This is a genomic window from Streptomyces sp. RPA4-2, assembly GCF_012273515.2.
Lineage (GTDB): Bacteria > Actinomycetota > Actinomycetes > Streptomycetales > Streptomycetaceae > Streptomyces > Streptomyces kaempferi.
The window spans coordinates 2,371,391-2,391,709 of sequence record NZ_CP050975.2; the positions used below are offsets into that span (position 1 = coordinate 2,371,391).

Annotated in this window: 20 protein-coding genes; 12 read left to right on the forward strand and 8 right to left on the reverse strand. The window is 72.1% G+C overall.

The features are described 5' to 3' along the window. The first annotated feature begins 112 nt into the window (after window positions 1-112). From cobM to cobC, 6 genes are read left to right on the forward strand one after another with little or no spacing between them, the layout of a single operon-like run. Entirely contained in the window at window positions 113-937 is an 825-nt protein-coding gene (cobM, locus tag HEP85_RS10105; RefSeq protein WP_168527478.1) for a precorrin-4 C(11)-methyltransferase, read from the forward strand. Continuing rightward, a complete protein-coding gene (cbiE, locus tag HEP85_RS10110; RefSeq protein ID WP_168527479.1) occupies window positions 934-2,223 on the forward strand; it encodes a precorrin-6y C5,15-methyltransferase (decarboxylating) subunit CbiE in 1,290 nt (429 codons plus the stop codon). Before cobM ends, cbiE begins: the two co-directional genes overlap by 4 nt. After that, window positions 2,220-3,920, forward strand: coding sequence for a precorrin-3B C(17)-methyltransferase (gene cobJ, locus HEP85_RS10115; protein ID WP_329286917.1), 1,701 nt, complete (start codon window positions 2,220-2,222; stop codon window positions 3,918-3,920). The genes cbiE and cobJ overlap by 4 nt, the downstream gene beginning before the upstream one ends. A 5-nt stretch (window positions 3,921-3,925) precedes the next feature. Next, window positions 3,926-4,528, forward strand: a complete 603-nt coding sequence (locus HEP85_RS10120; RefSeq protein WP_168533497.1) for a precorrin-8X methylmutase — start codon at window positions 3,926-3,928, stop codon at window positions 4,526-4,528. Beyond that, window positions 4,525-5,469 carry a sirohydrochlorin chelatase gene (locus HEP85_RS10125; protein ID WP_168527481.1) on the forward strand — a complete coding sequence of 315 codons (945 nt, stop codon included), beginning with the start codon at window positions 4,525-4,527 and terminating at the stop codon, window positions 5,467-5,469. The genes HEP85_RS10120 and HEP85_RS10125 overlap by 4 nt, the downstream gene beginning before the upstream one ends. After that, a complete protein-coding gene (cobC, locus tag HEP85_RS10130; RefSeq protein WP_168527482.1) occupies window positions 5,459-6,565 on the forward strand; it encodes an Rv2231c family pyridoxal phosphate-dependent protein CobC in 1,107 nt (368 codons plus the stop codon). The genes HEP85_RS10125 and cobC overlap by 11 nt, the downstream gene beginning before the upstream one ends. Window positions 6,566-6,773: 208 nt before the next feature. On the opposite strand, the gene HEP85_RS10135 is transcribed toward cobC, so the two are convergent. The 5 genes from HEP85_RS10135 to HEP85_RS10155 form a co-directional block, all read right to left on the reverse strand. Further along, window positions 6,774-7,745, reverse strand: coding sequence for an SCO1860 family LAETG-anchored protein (locus HEP85_RS10135; protein WP_369657670.1), 972 nt, complete (start codon window positions 7,743-7,745; stop codon window positions 6,774-6,776). Window positions 7,746-7,934: 189 nt separating this feature from the next. After that, window positions 7,935-9,026 (reverse strand): amidohydrolase family protein, encoded by a 1,092-nt coding sequence (locus HEP85_RS10140; protein ID WP_168527483.1) that lies wholly within the window; start codon window positions 9,024-9,026, stop codon window positions 7,935-7,937. Between the two features lie 10 nt (window positions 9,027-9,036). Beyond that, a complete protein-coding gene (locus tag HEP85_RS10145; protein WP_168527484.1) occupies window positions 9,037-9,831 on the reverse strand; it encodes an amino acid ABC transporter ATP-binding protein in 795 nt (264 codons plus the stop codon). Beyond that, complete coding sequence (locus tag HEP85_RS10150) at window positions 9,828-10,661, reverse strand: amino acid ABC transporter permease (RefSeq protein ID WP_168527485.1); 834 nt, start codon at window positions 10,659-10,661, stop codon at window positions 9,828-9,830. Before HEP85_RS10150 ends, HEP85_RS10145 begins: the two co-directional genes overlap by 4 nt. After that, window positions 10,658-11,506 carry a transporter substrate-binding domain-containing protein gene (locus HEP85_RS10155; protein ID WP_168527486.1) on the reverse strand — a complete coding sequence of 283 codons (849 nt, stop codon included), beginning with the start codon at window positions 11,504-11,506 and terminating at the stop codon, window positions 10,658-10,660. The genes HEP85_RS10150 and HEP85_RS10155 overlap by 4 nt, the downstream gene beginning before the upstream one ends. Window positions 11,507-11,808: 302 nt before the next feature. On the opposite strand from HEP85_RS10155, the gene HEP85_RS10160 reads away from it, so the two are divergent. Continuing rightward, the gene (locus HEP85_RS10160; RefSeq protein ID WP_329526047.1) at window positions 11,809-12,930 is read left to right on the forward strand and encodes an aminotransferase class V-fold PLP-dependent enzyme; all 1,122 of its coding nucleotides are present in this window, start codon (window positions 11,809-11,811) and stop codon (window positions 12,928-12,930) included. Between the two features lie 57 nt (window positions 12,931-12,987). Here HEP85_RS10160 and HEP85_RS10165 read toward each other — a convergent pair whose 3' ends face one another. Next, complete coding sequence (locus HEP85_RS10165; RefSeq protein ID WP_168527487.1) at window positions 12,988-13,800, reverse strand: helix-turn-helix domain-containing protein; 813 nt, start codon at window positions 13,798-13,800, stop codon at window positions 12,988-12,990. 243 nt (window positions 13,801-14,043) lie between these two features. Here HEP85_RS10165 and HEP85_RS10170 point away from each other — a divergent pair, with 243 nt between their 5' ends. The 5 genes from HEP85_RS10170 to thpD all read left to right on the forward strand — a co-directional run bounded on the left by HEP85_RS10170 (window position 14,044) and on the right by thpD (window position 18,330). Next, window positions 14,044-14,715: a DUF4097 family beta strand repeat-containing protein gene (locus HEP85_RS10170; RefSeq protein ID WP_329286931.1), complete on the forward strand. Its 672-nt coding sequence runs from the start codon at window positions 14,044-14,046 to the stop codon at window positions 14,713-14,715. Window positions 14,716-15,125: 410 nt separating this feature from the next. Next, the gene (gene ectA / locus HEP85_RS10175) at window positions 15,126-15,683 is read left to right on the forward strand and encodes a diaminobutyrate acetyltransferase (protein WP_168527489.1); all 558 of its coding nucleotides are present in this window, start codon (window positions 15,126-15,128) and stop codon (window positions 15,681-15,683) included. 29 nt (window positions 15,684-15,712) lie between these two features. Beyond that, window positions 15,713-16,984, forward strand: coding sequence for a diaminobutyrate--2-oxoglutarate transaminase (ectB, locus tag HEP85_RS10180; protein WP_168527490.1), 1,272 nt, complete (start codon window positions 15,713-15,715; stop codon window positions 16,982-16,984). 52 nt (window positions 16,985-17,036) lie between these two features. Further along, a complete protein-coding gene (locus HEP85_RS10185) occupies window positions 17,037-17,435 on the forward strand; it encodes an ectoine synthase (protein ID WP_168527491.1) in 399 nt (132 codons plus the stop codon). 7 nt (window positions 17,436-17,442) lie between these two features. Further along, a complete protein-coding gene (gene thpD / locus HEP85_RS10190) occupies window positions 17,443-18,330 on the forward strand; it encodes an ectoine hydroxylase (RefSeq protein WP_168527492.1) in 888 nt (295 codons plus the stop codon). A 40-nt stretch (window positions 18,331-18,370) separates the two neighbouring features. Here thpD and HEP85_RS10195 read toward each other — a convergent pair whose 3' ends face one another. Further along, complete coding sequence (locus tag HEP85_RS10195; protein ID WP_168527493.1) at window positions 18,371-19,420, reverse strand: aminotransferase class V-fold PLP-dependent enzyme; 1,050 nt, start codon at window positions 19,418-19,420, stop codon at window positions 18,371-18,373. 95 nt (window positions 19,421-19,515) lie between these two features. After that, window positions 19,516-20,235, reverse strand: a complete 720-nt coding sequence (locus tag HEP85_RS10200; RefSeq protein WP_168527494.1) for a DsbA family oxidoreductase — start codon at window positions 20,233-20,235, stop codon at window positions 19,516-19,518. Window positions 20,236-20,319 lie beyond the last annotated feature (84 nt).

The following is a 20,319-nucleotide window of genomic DNA, read 5'->3' on the forward strand; positions in this document are numbered from 1 at the left end:
TTGCTATCCGATCAGGCCCCGGTCTCGCATGTCCAACGGGCGGGTAGCCACCGATCCGGCTACCGAAATCTTTTCGCAGCACCCGAGTTTTCGTAGGAGAGGACCGATTCCCATGGCCGATGCCCCCACCGGCAAGGTGACCTTCGTCGGGGCCGGGCCCGGCGCCGCCGACCTGCTGACGTTCCGCGCCGCGCGCGCGATCGCCGAGGCCGACGTCGTGATCTGGGCGGCCAGCCTGGTGCAGGCCGAGGTCCTCGAACACGCGCGCGAGGGTGCGGAGATCCTGGACTCGGCGACGATGTCCCTCGAGGACGTCGTGGCCGTGTACGAACGCGCCGCCCGCGAGGGCCTGAGGGTCGCGCGCATCCACTCCGGCGACCCGTCCCTGTGGGGCGGCACGCAGGAGCAGCTCGACCGGTGCGCGGACCTGGACGTCGAGACCGAGATCGTGCCCGGTGTCTCCTCCTTCTCCGCGGTGGCCGCGCTCGCCCGGCGCGAGCTGACGATTCCCGAGGTCGCGCAGTCCGTGATCCTCACCCGGCTCGGCGGCGGCAAGACGCCGATGCCGCCCGGGGAGGAGGTGCGGGAGTTCGCCCGGCACGGGACGACCATGGCGCTGTTCCTGTCGGCGGCCCGCAGCGGCCAGCTGGTACGGGAGCTGCTGGAGGGCGGCTATCCGACCTCGACGCCGGTCGTGGTCGCGTACCAGGCGACCTGGCCGGAGGAGCTGATCGTCCGGTGCACGATCGGGACGCTGGAGGAGACGGTCAAGGAGCACAAGCTCTGGAAGCACACGCTGTTCCTCGTCGGTCCGGCGCTCGACGCGAGCGGCACCCGCTCGCACCTCTACCACCCCGGTCACTTCCACGGCTTCCGCAAGGCCGACCCGCGGGCCCGCGCGGAGCTGCGTGCGGCGCGGCGCGGCAGTACGTCGTGATCACCGTCGTCGGTACGGGGACGGGGGCGCCGCTGCCACCGGACGCCGAGGCCGCCGTGGCGCGGGCCGACCTGGTCGTGGGGGCCCGGCGTCATCTGGCGGCCGCGCGGCTGCCGGCGGGCGCCGAACAGGTCGTCCTCGGGCCGCTCGCCCCCGCCCTCGACACCGTCGAGCGGTACCTGGCGAAGGCGCGGGAGAACCAGAAGGAAGGCGGGGAGGACGCGGAGGGCGGCCGGGTCGTCGTGCTCGCCTCCGGCGACCCCGGGTTCTTCGGGATCGTCCGGGCGCTGGCCGAGCGGTTCGGGCCGGAGCGGCTGGACGTCCGGCCCGGTGTCTCGTCCGTCGCGACCGCCTTCGCGCGGCTCGGGCTGCCCTGGGACGACGCGGTGGTGGTGAGCGCCCACGGGCGTGACCTGCGCACGGCCGCGCACGTCTGCCGGTCCCACCCGAAGGTGGCCGTGCTGACCGGGCCCGGTTCCGGTCCCGCCGAACTCGGCGCCGCGCTCACCCACCGCTCCGGCGCGCGCGTCCTCGTCGTGGCGAGCGCCCTCGGCGACCCCGCGCACGAACGCGTGGAGCGGGTCACGCCCGCCGAGGCCGCGGCCCGCGACTGGGGTACGGCGGTCAGCGTCGTCCTGTGCCTGGACGAGTCCCGTGTCCTCGCTCCCGTGCGGACGGTGGCCGGGCCGGCCGCCGGTCCCGACCGGTGGGCCCTGGACGAGAGCGAGTTCGCGCACCGCGACTCGATGATCAGCAAGTTCGAGGTACGGGCACTCGCGCTGGCCCGGATCGGGCCACGCCTCGGGGATCTGGTCTGGGACGTCGGGGCGGGTTCCGGGTCCGTCGCCGTCGAGTGCGCGCGGTTCGGTGCCGCCGTCACCGCGATCGAGAAGACGCGGGACGGCTGCGACCGGATCCGGGCCAATGCCGGGGCGCACGGGGTCGACGTGCGGGTCGTGCACGGGGCGGCGCCCACCGTGCTGTCCGATCTGGAGGATCCGGACGCCGTCTTCATCGGCGGTGGCGGGCGGGAGCTGCCCGCCATCGTGACGGTCTGCGCGCGGCGCGCCCGGCGGGCCGTCGTCGTCGCCATGGCCGCGCTGGACCGGGTCCCGGCGGTCCGGGACGCGCTCGAGGCCGCCGGGTTCGCCTGCGACGGCGTGCTTCTGCAGTCCTCCCGGCTCGCGCCGCTGCCGGGGAACGTCACCCGGCTCGCGGCGACCAATCCCGTCTTCCTGCTGTGGGGCGTCCGGCCTCCGGCCCGTACCGAAGGAGTCCCCCAGTGATCGGCCTGATTTCCGCCACGGCGGCGGGCGCGGCCGCCCGCGACCGGCTGGCCGCGGCCTGGCCCGCCCGTACCCGCGTGTACGACGGGTCCGGCGAGTCCGTCGGGGACGCCGTGCGGCGCGCCTTCGTGGAGTGCGACCAGCTGGTGTGCTTCCTCGCCACGGGCGCGGTGGTGCGGCTGATCGCGCCGCTGCTGGGCGACAAGACCACCGACCCCGGTGTCGTGTGTGTCGACGAGGCCGGGCGGTTCGCCGTGTCCCTAGTCGGGGGGCACGGCGGCGGGGCGAACGAACTGGCGTGCGAGGTGGGCGAGTTGCTCGGCGCCGAGCCCGTGGTGACGACGGCCACGGACGCGGTGGGGGTGCCAGGACTGGACACGCTGGGCCTCCCCGTGGAGGGGGACGTCGCCGGGGTGACCCGGGCCCTGCTGGACGGCGAACCCGTCGCCCTGGACGCCGAGTCGGCCTGGCCGTTGCCCGCGCTGCCGCTCTCGGCACAGGGCGCGTACACGGTCCGGGTCACCGACCGGGTCGTCGCGCCCGCCGAGCGCCTGGTGATCCTCCGCCCGCCCTCCCTCGTCGTCGGCGTGGGCGCCTCGAAGGGCGCTCCCGTGGACGAAGTGCTCGGGCTCGTCGAGGACGCCCTGCGGGACGCCGGGCTGTCCGCGCGGTCCGTCGCCGAGCTCGCCACCGTCGACGCCAAGGCCGAGGAGCCCGGCGTCGTCGGGGCCGCCGAGCGGCTCGGGGTGCCCCTGGTCACGTACACCGCCGGGGAGTTGGCCGCGGTCGACGTGCCGAACCCCTCCGGCGCGCCGCTCGCCGCCCTGGGCACCCCGTCCGTGGCCGAGGCCGCGGCCCTGCTGCGCGGCGGTGAACTCCTGGTCCCCAAACGGAAGTCGGCGCGGGCGGACGGGCAGCCCGCGATGGCCACCTGTGCGGTCGTACGCCGCCCGGCGCGCGGCCGGCTGGCGGTGGTCGGGCTCGGCCCCGGCGCCCGTGACCTGCTCACCCCCCGGGCCAGGCAGGAGCTGCGGCGGGCCTCGGTACTCGTCGGGCTCGACCAGTACGTCGACCAGATCCGCGACCTGCTGCGGCCCGGCACCCGGATCCTGGAGTCGGGGCTCGGCGCCGAGGAGGAGCGGGCGCGCACTGCGGTGTCCGAGGCCCGGCGCGGGCAGGCCGTCGCGCTGATCGGCAGCGGGGACGCGGGCGTGTACGCGATGGCCTCCCCCGCGCTGGCCGAGGCGTCCGACGACATCGACGTGGTCGGGGTGCCCGGGGTGACCGCCGCGCTCGCGGCGGGCGCGATCCTCGGCGCGCCCCTCGGCCACGACCACGTCTCGATCAGCCTCTCCGACCTCCACACCCCGTGGGAGGTCATCGAGCGGCGGGTACGGGCGGCGGCCGAGGCCGATATCGTAGTGACGTTCTACAACCCCCGCAGCCGGGGCCGCGACTGGCAGCTCCCGAAGGCGCTCGCGATCCTCTCCGGGCACCGGGAGCCGACGACGCCGGTGGGCGTCGTCCGCAACGCCTCGCGCCCCGACGAGAGCAGCCGCCTCACCACTCTCGCGGGACTCGATCCCGCGACGGTGGACATGATGACCGTCGTGACCGTGGGCAACACGGCGACCCGCGAGATCGCCGGGCGCATGGTGACGCCCCGCGGCTACCGCTGGCAGGAGGAGCCCAAGTGAGCCGAGTGAGCCAGGTCTTCCCGGAGCCCCGGGTCGTCCATCCCATCGAGCGGGAGTCCTTCCGGCGGCTGCGTGCCCGCCTGGACACCTCGCACTTCCCGCCGCTGACACGTGCCGTCGTGGAGCGGGTCGTCCACTCCGCGGCGGACCTCGACTACGCGAGCGACCTCGTCACCGACGAGAACGCCCTGGCCACGGCGCACACCGCGCTGCACGCCGGGGCACCGGTCGTGGTGGACGTGGAGATGGTCGCGGCGGGCATCACCCGCCGCACCACCGTCTGCCGCCTCAGGGACGCCAAGTCCGGCCCGGGGCTGACCCGTTCGGCCCACGCGATCCGGCTCGCGTACGAGGACGTGGGACCCGGCGCGCTCTGGGTGATCGGCTGCGCGCCGACCGCACTGGAGGAACTCCTCACCCTGCACGCCGATCCGGCGCTCGTCATCGGTCTGCCCGTCGGCTTCGTCGGCGCGGCCGAGTCCAAGGCCGCGCTGCGCGAGAGCGGGCTGCCCGCTGTCAGCAACGTGTCCGAGAAGGGCGGTTCGGCGGTCGCCGCCGCCGCGCTCAACGCCCTGCTGTACCACCCCGTACCGAAGGAGAAACCGTGACCACCCCGCCCCCCGCCCTGCTCATCGCCGGACACGGCACCCGGGACGCGGCCGGAGCCGAGGCCTTCCGCGCCTTCGTAAGGGAGTTGGGAAGCCGCCACCCCGAACTGCCCGTCGCCGGCGGCTTCATCGAACTGTCGCCGCCCCCGCTCGCCGAAGCGGTGGGCGAGCTGGTGGACCAGGGCGTGCGGCGGTTCGCCGCCGTCCCGCTGATGCTGGTGTCCGCCGGGCACGCCAAGGGCGACATCCCGGCCGCGCTGGCCCGCGAGAAGGAGCGCCACCCCGGGATCTCCTACACGTACGGCCGTCCGCTGGGCCCGCATCCGTCGCTGCTCGCGGTCCTGGAGCGGCGGCTCGACGAGGTTCTCGGCGGCACCGTCCGCACCCCCGCGGACCGGGCCGACGTCACCGTGCTGCTCGTCGGGCGTGGCTCCACCGACCCGGACGCCAACGCCGAGGTGCACAAGGCCGCGCGGCTGCTGTGGGAGGGACGCGGATACGCCGGGGTGGAGACGGCGTTCGTGTCGCTGGCCGCGCCGGACGTGCCGTCGGGCCTGGACCGCTGTGTGCGCCTGGGCGCCCGCCGGATCGTCGTCCTGCCCTACTTCCTCTTCACGGGCATCCTGCCGGACCGGGTACGGCAGCAGACCGAGGGCTGGGCGGCGGCGCACCCCGACGTCGAGGTGCGTTCGGCCGACGTCATCGGTCCGGAGCCGGAGCTGCTCGACCTGGTCATGGAGCGGTACCGGGAGGCCGTACGGGGGGACCTGCGGATGAACTGCGACTCCTGCGTCTACCGCATCGCGCTGCCCGGCTTCGAGGACAAGGTGGGGCTCCCCCAGCAGCCGCACTTCCATCCGGACGACGACGGCCACCACCACGACGGTCACCACGGGCACCACCACGGTGGCCCCGCGCACTCCCCCTCCCATGCGCACTGACCACGCCGGGAACCCGGGGCGCGACGGGGACACCACCGGGGCGGACGGACACGATCTGCGGCACCACGGCGACGTCGAGGTGCGGGACGGCGGTCCGGCGCTCACCGACCTCGCGGTGAACGTCCGCGCGGACACGCCTCCGGTGTGGCTGCGGGAGCGGATCGCCGCCTCGCTGGGCGGGCTGGCCGCGTATCCGGACGGGCGGGCCGCGCGGGCCGCGGTGGCGGCGCGGCACGGGCTGCCGGTGGAGCGGGTGCTGCTGACCGCGGGCGCCGCCGAGGCCTTCGTGCTGGTCGCCCGCGGCCTGAAGATCCGTCAGCCCGTGGTGGTGCATCCGCAGTTCACCGAGCCGGAGGCGGCCCTGCGGGACGCGGGGCACGCCGTCGGCCGTGTGCTGCTGCGCGAGGAGGACGGCTTCCGGCTCGATCCGGGGGCGGTGCCCGAGGACGCGGACCTCGTCGTGGTCGGGAATCCGACCAACCCGACGTCGGTGCTGCACCCCGCCGCGTCCCTCGTGGAACTCGCCCGGCCCGGACGGACGTTGGTCGTCGACGAGGCGTTCATGGACGCGGTGCCGGGGGAACGCGACGCGCTGGCCGGGCGGACGGACGTGCCCGGCCTTGTCGTGCTGCGCAGCCTCACGAAGACGTGGGGGCTGGCCGGGCTGCGGATCGGCTACGTCCTCGCCGATCCCGGGACGATCGCGGAGCTGTCGCGGGCGCAGCCGCTGTGGCCGGTCTCCACGCCGGCGCTCGCCGCGGCCGAGGCCTGTGTGTCGCCCCGGGCGCTCGCGGAGGCGGGCCACGCCGCCCGGCGGGTCGCCGCGGACCGGGCCCATCTGGTGGCGGGCCTGCGGGAGTTCGAACCCGACGGGCTGCGGGTCGTGGAGCCCGCGGACGGGCCGTTCGTCCTGGTGCGGCTGCCCCGGGCGGCGGCGGTACGGGACCGGCTGCGCGGGCTGGGGTTCGCGGTGCGGCGCGGGGACACGTTCCCCGGGCTCGGGGAGGAATGGCTGCGCCTGGCCGTACGCGACCGGACCACCGTCAACGGGTTCCTGCAGGCGCTGGACCGGGCGATGGCGGCGGCGGGGAGCTGAGACGGGGGGTGCGGCAAGGGGTTTCCGCCCCGCCGCCCCTACCCGTCCCATCCCTGGGGGCTCCGCCCCCAGGCCCCATTCTCGGCCTGAACGGCCTCGTCCTCAAACGCCGGACGGGCTGAAGACACGCGCCCGAACACACCCCTGGGGGACAGGGGCGCAGCCCCGTCCCTCCAGGGGCGCGGGGAACTGCGCGACCGGCCCCCACTCACCCGCACCCGGCGAGAGAACCCCCGTCAGGGGCGGGTGCGGCGTCGGCCCAGGGCGACCGCCCCGCACCCGCGGCCAGCAGCACCACCCCACTCCCCACGATGTACGGCGTGGACGACGACCCCCCGGTCTCGGCCAGCCCCGCCTCCGTCTTCGCGGGCGCCTTTGCCGGCGCCGCCTCCTTCGCGGGCGCCCCCTGCGGCGTCACCTCAGACACGGGCGCCGCCCCTCCGCTCTCCCGCACCGGCGCGGCCGGCGCCTCGCACGAGACGCCGGCGAGGGTCAGCGTCCCCTCCACTTCGGCCACGTTCAGCTTCAACGGGTTGATGGACACCTTGAGGACGAGCGCGGACGCGGCCGCCGTGCGCGACGAGGCCTGCGCCTTGGAGAAGTCGATGCGCACCTCGCCGACCCCCGGCACCTTCACCTCCGTCGGACCGCCCGCCGTGACGGTGACCTTCTTGCCGAGGACCGTCACCGCGCCCAGCACGTTCGTCGAGGCGACCGGCTTACGGCCCGCCTCACAGGTCGCCGTGGAGGTGACCTGGGAGATCTCGACCAGGGAGAGCAACGGAAGTCCGGGTACATGGACTCTCGCGTGCGCGAGGTTCGTGGACGCCTCGGCCTTCGTCGGCGAGACCGTCGCCTTCGCGGTGGCGGCGTCCGCGCGCAGCACGCTGAAGGGCCGGCCGCCGGCGACACCGTCCAGCCGGGCTGTCAGCGCGGTGCGTTCGGCGCTCCGCGGCGCCTGCACCTCGTTGAGGGAGACGGCGAGCGGGACGTTCAGCGTCTTGTTGAGCAAGGACACGTCGAGCCCGGTGCGCAGAACCACGGCGCTCGCCCGGCCCTGCGCGCCGGTGGCGTGCGCGGAGCCCGCACCGGCCAGCACCACCGGACCGGCGGCGAGGACGGTGGCCGCCGCGGTGGCGGTGAACCGGCGTGCGGGCATGCGGAAGTAGTGGGTGTTCAAGGGTGGGACCCCCAGGAGAGAAAGCTTGGGACCCGGAAAGAATTACGTACTAAGAGTGAACGGTCAGCAACCTGACGTGACTTCACTCCAACGTGGCGCATCCGTGAATCCATTCGAATCCCACGGCACGGGAGGCGCCCGGCGTCCCACGATCGAGGGCGCCGCCCCGAACACCCAGGTCACCGCCCGCTACCCGACGGGCCGCCCGTTCAGCACCACCAGACGCGGAGCGCCCAGCACCCGCACGTCCGCGCGCGGATCGCCCTCGTACACCACCAGGTCCGCCGGCGCCCCCTCGTCGAGCCCCGGCCTGCCGAGCCACCGCCGGGCGCCCCAGGCCGTCGCGGAGAGGGCCTCGACCCGCGGGATGCCCGCGGTGACCAGCTCGGCGACCTCGGCCGCGACCAGTCCGTGCGGGAGCGTGCCGCCCGCGTCCGTACCGACGTAGACCGGGATTCCCGCGTCGTACGCGGCACGCACGGTGTCGTACCGCCGTTCGTACAGCCGGCGCATGTGCGCGGACCAGCGGGGGAACTTGGCGTCTCCCCCGTCGGCGAGCCGCGGGAAGGTGGCGATGTTCACGAGTGTGGGGACGATCGCGACCCCGCGCGAGGCGAACAGCGGGATGGTGTCCTCGGTCAGCCCGGTCGCGTGCTCGACGCAGTCGATACCGGCCTCGACCAGGTCGCGCAGGGAGTCCTCGGCGAAGCAGTGCGCGGTGACCCGGGCGCCCAGCCGGTGCGCCTCGGCGATCGCGGCCTCGACGGCGTCCCGGGGCCAGCAGGCGCCCAGGTCGCCCGTGCCGCGGTCGATCCAGTCGCCGACCAGTTTCACCCAGCCGTCGCCGCGCCCGGCCTCCCGCGCGACGTACGCGACCAGGTCCTCCGGCTCGATCTCGTGCGCGTAGTTGCGGATGTAGCGGCGGGTACGGGCGATGTGGCGGCCCGCCCGGATGATCTTCGGGAGGTCGGCGCGGTCGTCGATCCAGCGGGTGTCGGAGGGCGAGCCCGCGTCCCGGACGAGCAGGGTGCCCGCGTCCCGGTCGGTCAGCGCCTGCTTCTCCGAGACCTCGTCGGGAACGGGCCCGTGCTGGTCGAGTCCGACGTGGCAGTGCGCGTCGACGAGACCGGGCAGCACCCAGCCCTCGACACCGCGGACGTCACGGGCGCCGACGGGGCGCTCGTAGGAGATCCTCCCGCCGACGACCCAGAGTTCGTCCCGGACCTCGTCGGGCCCGACGAGCACCCGCCCCTTCACGTGCAGCACCGCGCCATCGCTCATGGACTGCACCCTAGTTCGGGCCCCGTCCCTCCCGGTCGGGGGTCTCCTCCTCCACGTCCGCCATCGCGGGGTCCAGCAGCCGGGAGAGGAAGTGGCGGGTGCGCTCGTTGTCCGGGTTGCCGATGACCTGCTCGGGGGAGCCGTCCTCGACGATCACCCCGCCGTCCATGAAGACGACCCGGTCGGCGACCTCGCGCGCGAACGACATCTCGTGGGTGACGACCATCATCGTCATGCCCTCGTTCGCCAGCCTGCGCATCACCGCGAGCACGTCGCCGACGAGTTCGGGGTCCAGGGCCGAGGTGGGCTCGTCGAAGAGCATCACCTCGGGGCCCATGGCGAGCGCGCGGGCGATCGCCACCCGCTGCTGCTGACCTCCGGAGAGCGAGGCGGGGTAGGCGTCGGCCTTCTCCGACAGGCCCACCCGCCTGAGGTTCTCGGCGGCCACCTTCGCCGCCCGCTCCTTGTCCCGCCCGAGCACCCGGCGCTGCGGCAGCGTGAGGTTCTCGGTCACCGACAGGTGCGGGAAGAGGTTGAACTGCTGGAAGACCATGCCGATACGGCGGCGCACGGCGTCGATGTCGACATCGGGGTCCGTGACCTCCGTACCGCCGACGAGGACCTGGCCCCTGGTGGGTTCCTCCAGGAGGTTCACGCACCGCAGCAGTGTGGACTTGCCGGAGCCGGACGGCCCGATGACGCAGACGACCTCGCCCGAGCCGATCTCCAGGTCGATGCCGCGCAGCACCTCGTTGTCACCGAAGGACTTGTGCAGGTCCTTCACTTGGATCTCGGGCCTGCTCACTTGGCCTCCCCGGCCTTCGCCTCAAGACGGCGTACGACGAATCCGAGCGGGATCGTGACCAGCAGATAGCACAGGCCCGCGACCAGGATCGGCGTGGAGTTGGCGGTCTGGCTGGCCAGGTCGCGCCCGAACTTGGTGAGTTCGCGCTCCTCCAGCGTGACCCCGAGGAAGAGCACCAGCGAGGAGTCCTTGAAGAGGAGCACCAGTTCGTTGGTGAGCGGCGGGATCACGATGCGGAACGCCTGCGGGACGACGATCGAGACCATGGCCCGCGCGTGCGAGAAGCCCAGCGAACGGGCCGCCTCCATCTGGCCCTTGGGGACCGCCTGGATGCCCGCCCGGATCGTCTCGGCCATGTACGCGGCCGAGACCAGGCCGAGGGCGAGCGCCACCTTGCCGTACGTCCCGCCGGGGATCTGTGTGCCGGGGAAGGCCAGCGGCACCGCGACACCCACGAAGACGAAGATCAGCAGGGCGGGCAGGCCCCGGAAGATCTCGATGTAGATGCCGGCGACCCAGCGGTAGGGGCCCACCGGGGACAGCCGCATCAGGGCGATGACCATGCCGAGCACGAGACCGACGACGAATCCGGACATCGTGTAGAGCACGGTGTTCTTCAGCGCCAGTGTGATGACGTCCGGGAACATCTGCCGGACCAGGTCCCACTGCGCGAACTGGTTCTTCAGACGTCCCCAGTCGGCCGTCGCGGCGAAGGCGATCACGGCCGCGACGAAGACGACGTACTGGGCGCCGCGCGAGAGCGTGCGCTTCTGCCGCCGGCTCAGGCCGGACCTGCGGGGCTGCCGTACCTGTGCGTCGCCGTCCCTCATGAGGCGGACGGGGAGGCCGTGGCGGCGCTCTCGTCGTACGGGCCGATCCACTTCTCGTACAGCTTCTTGTACGTGCCGTCCGCCTTCGCGTCCTTGATCGCCGCGTTGAGGGCGTCGACGAGCTTGGTGTTGCCCTTCTTCACCGTGAAGCCGTACTGCTCACCGGTGTTGAGGTTGTCCACCACCTTGAAGGCGCCGGCGTTGGCCTTGTCCTTCAACCAGCCCTGGACGACCGGGTAGTCGATGATGACGGCCTGGACCTGGCCGGTGCGCAGGCCGTTGAGCACCGCGTCGGAGGACTCGAAGGAGACCGGGTCGAAGCCCCGCTTGCGCGCGTAGTCCTCACCGGTGGTCTGCGCCTGGGCGCCGAGCTTCTTGCCCTTGGCCTTCACACCCGCGAGGGAGTCGATCCCGCTCTTCTTGTCGACCAGGACGGCCTGGGTGGCTTCGAAGTACGGGTCCGAGAAGTCGACGTTCTTCTTGCGCTCCGGGGTGATCGTCATGCCGGCCGCGGCGAGGTCGCACTGGTCGGAGTTGAGGAACGCGCCCGTCTTGAAGTTCTCGAAGGGCGTGTCCACGATGGCCTGCTTCACGCCGAGGTCCTTGGCGACCAGGTCGATCAGCGAGACGTCGAAGCCCTGCACCTTGCCGTCGATCTCCGACTGGAAGGGCGGGTACGGGAGGTGGGTGCACGTCGTGAGCTGCCCCGCCTTCACCAGGGGAACCCCGTGGGCGGTGGTCTTGCCCCCTCCGCCGCCCGAGGAGCACCCGGCCACGAGCAGCAGCCCGGCCGTCGCGGTGGTGGCGGCCAGCATGCGCGTCCGGCGTCCGGGGACCGAGTTCACGGAGACCTCCTGTGGGGGGAACTGAGGCTTCCGATTATAAGGAAAAGTTTGACTCACTCAAACCAATCCGATGGTCCTTGCACCGTTCGGCCTCAGAAGTCACGTCTGCCGAGGCGTCCTGCGGCATGGCCGACCGTGCCTTCTTCGGCTTCGGCCGCCCGTCGGACGACCGCCGCGAAGTCGGCGGGCACCGCCCCCACCTGCCCCGCCGTGCCCGGCGCACACCTGTGCCACCGGCGCCGCCGCCCGTGCTCCGGCCGTCCGGGGGTGCCGGATACGCTCGGAGCTGCGCATTGGAACCCGTGAGCGAAGAGAGCAACGCCGTGACCCACCCCTTTCTGGACCTCGCCCCGCTGAGCGCCGCGCACTTCGCGTCGATCGAGGACCGTGTGGCGCGGCTGCTCTCCACCGAGCAGGACGTCCTGATCACCCAGGGCGAGGCGCTGCTGCCGCTGGAGGGCGCGATCCGCGGTACCGCGGGCCCCGGCACCACCGCGCTCAACGTGATCACCGGGCCGTACGGTCAGACCTTCGGGGACTGGCTGCGGGACTGCGGGGCCACGGTCATCGATCTCGCGGTGCCGTTCCACACCGCGGTGACGGCCGCGCAGGTGCGCGACGCCTTCGCCGAGCATCCGTCGATCGACTTCGTCTCGCTGGTGCACGCGGAGGCCGCGACCGGCAACACGAACCCCGTCGCGGAGATCGGCGAGGTGGTGCGCGAGCACGGCGCGCTGTTCTACCTGGACGCCGTCGCGTCGATCGGTGCGGAGCCGGTACTGCCGGACGCGTGGGGAGTCGACCTGTGCGTGATCGGGGCGCAGAAGGCGATGGGCGGGCCTGCCGGTGTGTCGGCCGTGTCCGTGAGCGAGCGGGCGTGGGCGCGGATGGCGGCCAACCCCGGGGCGCCCCGGCGGTCCTACCTGTCCTTGCTGGACTGGAAGGAGCGGTGGGTCGACGGTGGGCGCAAGGCGTTGCTGCACGCGCCGGCGCAGTTGGAGATGCTGGCGCTGGAGGCGTGTGTCGAGCGGATCGAGGGCGAGGGGCTCGACGCGGTGATGGACCGGCACGGCTCGGCCGCGGCGGCGACCCGGGCGGGGGCGGTGGCTCTCGGCGGCGGGCTGGAGCCGTATGTGTACCGGGCCGAGGACGCGGCGCCGGTCGCGACGACCCTGCGGGTGCCGGCCGGGGCCGACGCGACGGTGCTCGTCGCCAGGGCGCTGGCGGCGGATCCGGTGCTGCCGCTGGTCGCGGGCGGGGGTGCGCTGGCGAAGGAGATGATCCGCGTCAACCACTACGGCCCCGACGCGACGCGGGGCGTCGTGCACTCCTGCCTCGCCGCCGTCGGCGCCGCGCTCGCCGAGTCCGGACACGCGGTGGACCTGGAAGGGGCCCGGCGCGCGGTGACGGAGGTGTGGGGGTAGGTAGAGGGCGGGGCCGCGGCACCTCCGCCCGACTTCCGGCTCCTGACTCCGCCGCGCCTACCCTTCTCCGTCGCTCTCCGAGGGCTCGCCGCCGGACGTCCGTGCCGCCTCGACGGCCTCGCCCCCGGACGCCGGACGGGCCGGCTGCCCGGAGGCCGGTTCGGGTTTCACGTGGAGGATGTCGCGGGCCTGCTCGGCGGCGCGGGCGATGCTCTCGGAGACGAAGTCGAGGAAGCGCGCGATGTTCTCGAGACGGGTGGCGGCCGGAGTGCCCGGGCCCAGGACGCGGACGCCTTCCCGGGTGGTCTCGACGAGCTGGGCGGTGGACCGGGCGCTGGCCATCATGGACTGGTACCAGATGTCGTCGTCGACGATGTAGCGCTCGCGACGGCGTTCGTCGCGCTCCCGGCGGACGAGGCCCTGGCTCTCGAGGAACGCGATCGCCTTGGAGACGGACGCCGGGCTGACCTGGAGGCGCTGGACGAGTTCGGCCGCGGTGAGGCTGCCCGCGTCGCTGATGCAGAGGCAGGCCAGCACCCGGGACATCATCCTGGACATGCCCGACGCCATGATGACGGTGGTGAACGTCTCCTCGTACTCGCGCACCGCCTCGGCGTCCCGGCCATGGGGCTGCGGGGGCGCCTCCGCCCCCTGGGGCACGGTCTGCCTGCGGCGGTGGGCGCGGCGTTCGGTGGCGCGATGGGCGAGGTCGGCGCGGTACGCGGTCGGGCCGCCGTTGCGCATGACCTCCCGGGTGATGGTCGAGGTCGGACGGTCGAGACGTCTGGCGATCTCCGCGTAGGCGAGGCCGTCGGCCAGCCCCAGCGCGACCTGCTGGCGTTCCTGCTGGGTGAGTCTGCCTCCCGGCATCGCGGTCTCCTTCGTCGTCCGTGGTGCCTCCAGCATAGCGTTCACCTCCAATTCATTGCAACGGCCAGAGTGACGGTTGTTGCATTAGATTCAAGGTCATTGCAACGAAATATCGACTGTCACCTGCACTATTCGCGGTTTTGCGCAACGAGCGTATTGCCGGATCATTGAATGCAACGTAGCGTTTCCATCATCAGAAACGTCGGGCCACGGAAGCCCGCGGCACAGATGAAGGAGAGCGCGATGCAGAAGTTCGACACCCCCGCCCCCGTCTCGGCCGTCCTCGACATCCCCGCGGGACGCGTCCGGTTCATCGCCGCCGACCGGGCCGACACCACGGTCGAGATCCTGCCGGCGGACGCCACCAAGGCCCGCGACGTCAAGGCGGCGGAGCAGACCGAGGTCACCTACGGCGACGGCGTCCTGCGGATAGAGACCGCGGCGGCGAAGAACCGGATCCTCGGCGCCTCCGGATCCGTCGAGGTGACGGTCCGGCTGCCCGCCGGCTCCCGCGTCGAAGCGAAGGCGGCCGACGCCGAGCTCCGGGGCGTCGGACGGCTCGGTGACGTCGCCTTCGAGGGCGGGCGGGCCACGGTCCGGCTCGACGAGGCCGCGAGCACCCGCCTCACCGTCCTCGCCGGCGACATCTCGGTCGGCCGGCTGGCCGGCCCCGCGGAGATCAGCACCCAGAAGGGCGACCTCCACATCACGGAGGCCGTACACGGCACGGTCACGCTGCGCACCGGGCACGGCGACATCTCGGTCGGCGCCGCCCACGGAGTCCCCGCGTCCCTGGACGCCGGCACCGACCACGGCCGGATCCACAACGCGCTCGGCACCACCGGAGGCACCGGGACCGCCCTGGACATCCGGGCGACCACCGCCTACGGCGACATCACCGCCCGCGGCCTGTGAGCCGCAGAGCACCCCACGGGCGGTGCGCACCGACACCCGTCGGTGCGCACCGCCCGCCCCTGTGCGAGATTCCGCCACACATCCACGGACTCATCACAACGTGCATTCACTCCGCTAATTCGGCTGTTAATCATGCGTAGATTCCCATATTCTTCTGCCCGCTTTCTTTGCCGCTAAACGCAAAGATTTCGCGAACGCCAATCGACATGATTCGGGCAGATCTCATGGCCATTGCGTCGCTGTGACACACTCCACAGCCCGCCCGTTTCCTCCCCTCATATACGGACAGACCTGTACCTATCGGTGGCCGTCGAGCCAATGCTTACGGGCACGTGATAACACAGGATCCCTTAGCACGTAACCCCCCTCGACGATGCATTTTCGAATTTCCATCGGTAAATTCAATCCGCATGACCGCCGCACAGACAGACCTGCCAGCGGAATTCCTGGAAATGCCAGAGGGCCTTCGGATCGACCGTCCGGAGGTGGCCGACGGGGCCGCCCTCTGGCGCATCGCCAAGGACTCCGGAACCCTCGACCTGAACTCCTCGTACAGCTATCTGCTGTGGTGCCGTGACTTCGCCGGCACCTCGGTGGTCGCACGCGACACGGCGGACCCGGACGGGCTGCCCGTCGGATTCGTCACCGGGTACGTCCGGCCCGAGCGCCCGGACACCCTGCTCGTCTGGCAGGTCGCCGTCGACGCCTCGCACCGCGGACGCGGACTGGCCGCGGCCCTGCTCGACGGACTGACCGCGCGGGTCGCCCGGGAGCGGACGGTCAGCGGGGTCGAGACCACCATCACCCCCGGCAACATCGCCTCCGAACGCCTCTTCACCTCGTTCGCCGCCCGCCACGGCGCGCGTGTCGAGCGCGAGGTGCTGTTCGGGTCGGGGAACTTCCCGAACGGCCCGGACGGGCCCCACGACCCCGAAGTCCTGTACCGCATCGGTCCCCTCTCCCTCTGACCCCCCACGCACCGAGGAGCGATTCCGCCGTGACCATCACCCCGCCCGACCTGAGCGTCTTCGAGACCCTGGAGTCGGAGGTGCGCAGCTACTGCCGCAGCTGGCCCACCGTCTTCGACCGGGCGCAGGGCAGCCGGATGTACGACGAGGACGGACACGCGTACCTCGACTTCTTCGCGGGCGCCGGTTCCCTCAACTACGGGCACAACAACCCGGTCCTCAAACGCGCCCTGATCGACTACCTGGAACGCGACGGCGTCACCCACGGTCTCGACATGTCGACGACCGCCAAACGCGCGTTCCTGGAGACCTTCCAGAACATCGTGCTGCGACCGCGTGATCTGCCGTACAAGGTGATGTTCCCGGGCCCCACCGGCACCAACGCCGTGGAGTCCGCGCTGAAGCTGGCGCGGAAGGTGAAGGGGCGCGAGGCGATCGTGTCCTTCACCAACGCCTTCCACGGGATGTCGCTCGGGTCGCTGGCCGTCACCGGCAACGCCTTCAAGCGCGCCGGCGCCGGAGTCCCGCTCGTGCACGGCACCCCGATGCCGTTCGACAACTACTTCGACGGCCAGGTGCCGGACTTCCTCTGGTTCGAACGCCTGCTGGAGGACCAGGGGTCCGGTCTCAACCAGCCCGCCGCGGTCATCGTCGAGACCGTCCAGGGTGAGGGCGGCATCAACGTCGCCCGGCCCGAGTGGCTGCGCGCCCTCGCCGACCTGTGCCGGCGGCGGGACATGCTGCTGATCGTCGACGACATCCAGATGGGCTGCGGGCGGACGGGAGCGTTCTTCTCCTTCGAGGAGGCGGGGATCGTGCCCGACATCGTGACCGTGTCCAAGTCCATCAGCGGCTACGGACTGCCCATGTCGCTGTGCCTGTTCAAGCCCGAACTGGACGTCTGGGAGCCCGGCGAGCACAACGGCACCTTCCGCGGCAACAACCCCGCGTTCGTCACGGCCGCCGCGACCCTGGAGACGTACTGGTCGGACGGCTCCGCCATGGAGAAGCAGACCCGCACCCGCGGCGAGCAGATCGAGCAGGGCCTGATCTCCATCACCGAGGAGAACCTCGCCGACGTCCGGGAGTACCGGGGGCGCGGGCTCGTCTGGGGGCTGGAGTTCCACGAGAAGGAGCGTGCGGGACGCGTCGCGCAGCGCGCCTTCGAACTCGGGCTGCTCATCGAGACATCCGGACCGGAGAGCGAGGTCGTGAAGCTCCTCCCGGCGCTCACCATCACCCCCGAAGAACTCGACGAAGGCCTGCGCACCCTCGCCCGCGCCGTGCGCGAGACCCTCTGAGACCCACCCCGAACCCCGCACCCGAGCCACGAGAGAGAGGCATCGCAGCATCGTGATAGTCCGTTCGTTCAAGGACATCGAAGGCACCGACCGGCACGTGAAGTCGGCCTCGGGCACCTGGGAGAGCAAGCGCGTCGTCCTCGCCAAGGAGAAGGTCGGCTTCTCCGTGCACGAGACGATCCTGTACGCGGGCACGGAGACGTCTATGTGGTACGCGAACCACATCGAGGCCGTCGTGTGCGTCGAGGGCGAGGCCGAACTCACCGACAACGAGACCGGGTTCACCTACACGATCACACCCGGCACCACGTACCTGCTCGACGGACACGAGAGGCACACGATGCGGATCAAGGAGGACTTCCGCTGCATCTGTGTCTTCAACCCGCCCGTCACCGGGCGCGAGGACCACGACGAGAACGGCGTCTACCCGCTGCTCACCGAGGAGGTGTGACACGCCGATGACCACCCTCACCGATCTCTACCCCAGCCGCGGCGCCACCGAGGTGTCCGTACCCCGCCAGGACCCGGTCGTCTGGAGCGCCCCGGGCGAACCCGGCCCGATCACCGGCTCCGAACTGCACACGTACGAGCGCGACGGCTTCCTCCCCGTGGAGGAGCTCCTCAGCGAGGACGAGGTCGCCGTGTACCGGCAGGAGTTGGAGCGGATCGTCACCGATCCCGCGATCCGGGCCGACGAGCGCTCGATCGTCGAGCCGAAGTCGCTCGAGATCCGGTCCGTCTTCGAGGTGCACCGGATCAGCGAGATCTTCGCCCGTCTCGTCCGCGACGAACGCGTGGTCGGGCGGGCCCGGCAGATCCTCGGCTCGGACGTCTACGTCCACCAGTCGCGGATCAACGTCAAGCCGGGTTTCGGGGCCAGCGGGTTCTACTGGCACTCGGACTTCGAGACGTGGCACGCCGAGGACGGGCTGCCGAACATGCGGACGGTGTCCGTGTCGATCGCGCTGACCGAGAACTACGACACCAACGGCGGCCTCATGATCATGCCGGGGTCGCACCGGACGTTCCTCGGCTGTGCGGGTTCCACCCCGGAGGACAACTACAAGCAGTCGCTGCAGATGCAGGACGCGGGTACGCCGTCCGACGAGGCGCTCACCGACCTCGCCACCCGGCACGGCATCAAGCTCTTCACGGGCCGGGCCGGTTCGGCGACCTGGTTCGACTGCAACTGCATGCACGGCTCGGGCGACAACATCACCCCGTTCCCGCGCAGCAACGTCTTCATCGTGTTCAACAGCGTGGAGAACGCGGCGGTGGAGCCCTTCGCGGCGCCGGTGCGCAGGCCCGACTTCATCGGGGCCCGCGACTTCACCCCCGTGCGCTGACCACTGACCGGCCCCGGCACAACACGGGAGCCGCCGGGTCTCAGGGGCGCAGAGCGTCCAGCAGCCGGTCGACGTCGGCGGGTGTGTTGTACAGATGGAAGGCGGCGCGAAGGTTGCCCGCCCGGTCGGACACCTCGACTCCGGCCTTGCTCAACTCCGGCTGCAGCCGGCCCAGTCCGGGTACGGAGACGATCGGCGAGCCCGGCGCGGGCACCGGCTCGTGGCCCAGTTCCCGCAGCCCGGCGCGGAATCGGTCGGCGAGGCCGAGGTCGTGGGTGTGTACGCGTTCCACACCCAGCTTCTCGACGAGCTCCAGCGAGTGCCGGGCGCCCGCGTACGAGAAGAGGCTGGGGCTCTCGTCGAACCGCCGTGCCGAGTGGGCGAGTTCCTCGACCGGGCCGTAGCAGCTGTCCCAGGGCGCCTGCCCCGCGACCCAGCCCGCGAACAGCGGGGTGAGCCCGCCGAAGTCCTCCGGGACGACCAGGAAGGCCACGCCCCGGGGGCAGACGAGCCATTTGAAGGCGACGGAGGAGACGTAGTCGTAGGCGTCCGCCGTCAGCGGCAGCCAGCCGGCGGCCTGCGACGCGTCGACGTACGTCCGCGCGCCATGGGTCCGCGCGGCCTCGCGGATCGCGGGCAGGTCGGCGACCCGGCCGTCCGCGGACTGCGCGGCGCTGACCGCGACGAGTGCGGTGCCGGGGCGTACGGATTCGGCGAGCCGCTCCAGCGGTACGGCGCGCACCTTGAGGTCGCCGCGGACGTGGAAGGGGTTCACCACCGAGCTGAAGTCGGCCTCGGCGGTGAGCACTTCCGCGCCGGACGGCAGCGCGGCCGCGATCAGTCCGCTGTAGACGGCGACCGACGCCCCGGCCGCCACCCGGGTCGCCGGGACCTGGACCAGCCGGGCGAACGAGGCGCGGGCGGCCTCGACGTCCGCGAACATGTCGGCGGGCCGTCCGGCGGCGACGGACGCGACCGCCGTGCGCATGGCGTCCACCGCGCGGACCGGCAGCAGTCCGGTGCTCGCGGAGTTCAGATAGGTGTTCTTCGGGGCGAACTCGGCGCGTACGAGGCTCTCGAAGGTCTCCATGGGACCTACTCTGCGGCCCCGGGCACCCCCCGTCCATTGCGGACTTTTACCCGGTTCCCCTAAAGAACGCTTATACAAGCGCCCCGACCAGGAAATCACTGCTGGGGCACGGCGCATCCGTCCGGGCCGCAGACCTCCGCGTCGGTGGAACCCTGCTGGATCAGCCGCAGCGGCGGGCGCTCTCCCCAGGCCTGGGTCAGCGCCTGGGTGAACACCTCGGCGGGCTGGGCACCGGAGACTCCGTACTTGCGGTCCAGGACGAAGAACGGCACGCCGTTCGCGCCCAGCTCGGCCGCCTCGCGCTCGTCGGCGCGCACGTCGTCGGCGTACGCCTTCGGGTCGGCGAGGACCGTGCGGGCCGCGTCCGCGTCGAGTCCGGCCGCGACGGCCAGCTCCACGAGCCGCTCGTCGTCGCCGAAGACGGTCCGCTCCTCGGCGAAGTTCGCCCGGTACAGCAGCCCGATCAGCTCGTCCTGGCGGCCCTGCTCCTTGGCGAAGTGCAGGAGGCGGTGCATGTCGAAGGTGTTGCCGTGGTCGCGGTCCCGGGTGCGGTAGGCGAGGCCCTCGGCGGCGGCCTGCGTGCCCAGGTTCTCCTCGCCGGCCTGCGCCTGTGCCTCACTCATCCCGTACTTCTTGGTGAGCATCGCGAGGACGGGCTGGATGTCACCCTTGGCGCGGCCCGGGTCGAGCTCGAAGGAGCGGTGCACCACTTCGATCCCGTCGCGGTGCGGGAAGGCGTCGAGCGCCTTCTCGAAGCGCGCCTTTCCCACGTAGCACCAGGGGCAGGCGATGTCGCTCCAGATCTCGACGCGCATGTCTCGGCTCTCTCCAGGTCGTACGGGTACGGGGATACGGCGGCACCCTCCACGGGTCCTCGGGCGGAAACGTTCAGGCGGCCG

Bases quoted from the DNA above. Each gene is read 5' to 3' on its own strand.
- cobC (WP_168527482.1), top strand. From the start codon at position 5,459: ATGCGCACTGACCACGCCGGGAACCCGGGGCGCGACGGGGACACCACC.
- HEP85_RS10150 (WP_168527485.1), bottom strand. From the start codon at position 10,661: ATGAGGGACGGCGACGCACAGGTACGGCAGCCCCGCAGGTCCGGCCTG.
- HEP85_RS10140 (WP_168527483.1), bottom strand. From the start codon at position 9,026: ATGAGCGATGGCGCGGTGCTGCACGTGAAGGGGCGGGTGCTCGTCGGG.
- thpD (WP_168527492.1), top strand. From the start codon at position 17,443: ATGACCACCCTCACCGATCTCTACCCCAGCCGCGGCGCCACCGAGGTG.
- HEP85_RS10165 (WP_168527487.1), bottom strand. From the start codon at position 13,800: ATGCCGGGAGGCAGACTCACCCAGCAGGAACGCCAGCAGGTCGCGCTG.
- ectA (WP_168527489.1), top strand. From the start codon at position 15,126: ATGACCGCCGCACAGACAGACCTGCCAGCGGAATTCCTGGAAATGCCA.
- HEP85_RS10195 (WP_168527493.1), bottom strand. From the start codon at position 19,420: ATGGAGACCTTCGAGAGCCTCGTACGCGCCGAGTTCGCCCCGAAGAAC.
- HEP85_RS10200 (WP_168527494.1), bottom strand. From the start codon at position 20,235: ATGCGCGTCGAGATCTGGAGCGACATCGCCTGCCCCTGGTGCTACGTG.
- HEP85_RS10170 (WP_329286931.1), top strand. From the start codon at position 14,044: ATGCAGAAGTTCGACACCCCCGCCCCCGTCTCGGCCGTCCTCGACATC.
- cobM (WP_168527478.1), top strand. From the start codon at position 113: ATGGCCGATGCCCCCACCGGCAAGGTGACCTTCGTCGGGGCCGGGCCC.